Source organism: Henriciella sp. (assembly GCF_049649345.1).
Lineage (GTDB): Bacteria > Pseudomonadota > Alphaproteobacteria > Caulobacterales > Hyphomonadaceae > Henriciella.
Genome location: NZ_JBARZC010000284.1, coordinates 1 through 2,009, shown reverse-complemented (window position 1 = coordinate 2,009; position 2,009 = coordinate 1). Strand labels below are relative to the sequence as shown.

At 58.3% G+C, this 2,009-nt stretch carries 2 protein-coding genes; both read right to left on the bottom strand.

The genetic code is table 11. The features are described 5' to 3' along the window. Window positions 1-34 precede the first annotated feature (34 nt). Window positions 35-946, bottom strand: coding sequence for a hypothetical protein (locus tag WA989_RS07515; RefSeq protein WP_424339887.1), 912 nt, complete (start codon window positions 944-946; stop codon window positions 35-37). Between the two features lie 28 nt (window positions 947-974). Further along, window positions 975-1,997, bottom strand: coding sequence for an NADP-dependent oxidoreductase (locus WA989_RS07510; RefSeq protein WP_424339886.1), 1,023 nt, complete (start codon window positions 1,995-1,997; stop codon window positions 975-977). Window positions 1,998-2,009: the final 12 nt, after the last annotated feature.

Sequence of the window (2,009 nt, the reverse complement as noted above, 5' to 3'; positions counted from 1 at the left end):
GGGGTAAATAGCCCGAAAACCCAATAACCACGGGCTATTTCAGCAGAATCCATCCTTCTTCTGTGGTTATCTTGGCAATATCCGTGCTTTCGAGGCCTTCCGGGGGACCAAACAGCGCGCCCAGTTTTCCCGCTTCGTCTAGTGTATAATAGTGGTGGGCGAGGGCATGAACCTGCGCTTCGTCGAGCACCTGGCCGGGCTTCGGCGAGGCTTCCACGATCGAGGGGTAGACCTCAGCGAAGACGATATCAGTGTCCTCGAGGGCTTCTTCACCGAGCGGCTGAAAACCGGTCTCGAACGGCCAGATCTTTGATTTGGGAAGGCGCTCGCTCAGGGCCTGAACGGTCGGAATACCGAGAAGCGACTGGCTGCCGACAGAGCCCGCCCCATAAAGTTGCCAGACCGATTTGGGTTTCGACTTGAAATTGTCGCGCACATGGGTTTCCGCGATCCGGTACTCGGGAAGGGCAGAATCAGAGAAATCGCCCTTCTTACCCGACAACGTCGTGATCTGGTCGCGGGCGGGCGCGCCCCAGAACGGGTGTGGGCCTTTTGAGATCGCGTAATTCAGCCCTGCCGCAATGGCGAAACGCTTGTTTGCATTGTCGGTCTTGTCCTTCAGCTTGGCAGAGAGATGGCCGAACATGGATTTCCAGGCCGGCTCTCCATCCTTGGCGATGCCAGCAGCTTTGGCTGTCCCCGCCGGATAGCCGAGGCTAAAATCAAAACCGATCAGTACTTTATCGCCGCGCGAGGTGAACCGTTCGGCGAGGTTGCCAATAATGTCGCGCGCAGCAAGCCGCGTCGACGGATTGGCCGCCTGGAAATGAAATTTCAGCCGCGCATCCCGCGCAAGGACGCCAATCCAGATCGAATTGGCGCCCTGTGCCGGTTTGCTGGCGGCGCTCCAGTCTACGATTATGTACGCGTCAAACAGGCGCGCCATGGTTTGCTCCACTAATCTGTGGCAGGGGTCAGCCGAGCTTGACGAGCATCTTGCCCTTATTCTTGCCGCTGAAGAGACCGAGGAAGGCGTCAGGGGCGGTTTCGATACCTTCCATGACGGTCTCCTCGAACTTCATCTTGCCCGACTGAATCCAGCCTGCCATGTCCTGCAGGAATTGGGGCTGCATATCAGTGTGGGTGGAGACAATGAAACCCTGGATTCTCAGCTGTTTGCCCACGACCTGTATAATGTTACGCGGTCCCGGAACGGGCTCAGTCGCATTATACTGGCTGATCATGCCGCATTCGGCAAAACGGGCCATTGGGCGGGCGCATTCGATCGCCGCTTCGAGGTGATCACCGCCAACATTGTCGAAGTAGACATCAATGCCTTTCGGGGCTGCGGCCTTGAGCGCACCAACGAGCGATTCGTAAGACTCATGCTGCTTGTAGTCGATGACTTCATCAGCGCCCAACTCCTTGACCAGATTGCATTTTTCGGCGCCACCCGCAGACCCGATAACCGTGCAGTTCTTGATCTTGGCGATCTGGACGACGGTCGAGCCGACAGCGCCGGCTGCGCCCGAAACGAAGACGACATCGCCTTCCTTGAGGTCTGCTACACGCAGGATGCCGGCATAGGCGGTAAGGCCCGGCATGCCTGCCACGCCAAGCAGCGCCGAGTCAGGAAGGCCGGTCTGCGGCACCTTGTTGGCCATCATTTCTTCAGGTTTGGCCGTCCAGGCTTCGCGCCAGCCGGCCATGGAGACGACGAGATCGCCTTCTGAATAGTCAGGATGAGCCGAGGCTGTGACCTTGCCGACAGCGCCGCCCGTCAGCGTCTCGCCAATCTGGAAGGGCGGGACATAGCTTTCGCGATCATACATCCGGCCGCGCATATAGGGGTCGACCGACATCCAGCTGTTCTTGACCTGGATTTCGCCATCCTTCGGCTCGCCGATGCTCTCCTCTTTCATTGAGAAGTCTGCCTGCTGCGGCATGCCCACGGGACGTTTCGCGAGCGCCCATTCTTTCGATGTCAGTGTAGCCATTATGTGTTCCTC

Excerpts from the sequence above, each read along its gene's own strand:
- WA989_RS07515 (WP_424339887.1), bottom strand. The coding sequence starts at position 946 with ATGGCGCGCCTGTTTGACGCGTACATAATCGTAGACTGGAGCGCCGCC.
- WA989_RS07510 (WP_424339886.1), bottom strand. The coding sequence starts at position 1,997 with ATGGCTACACTGACATCGAAAGAATGGGCGCTCGCGAAACGTCCCGTG.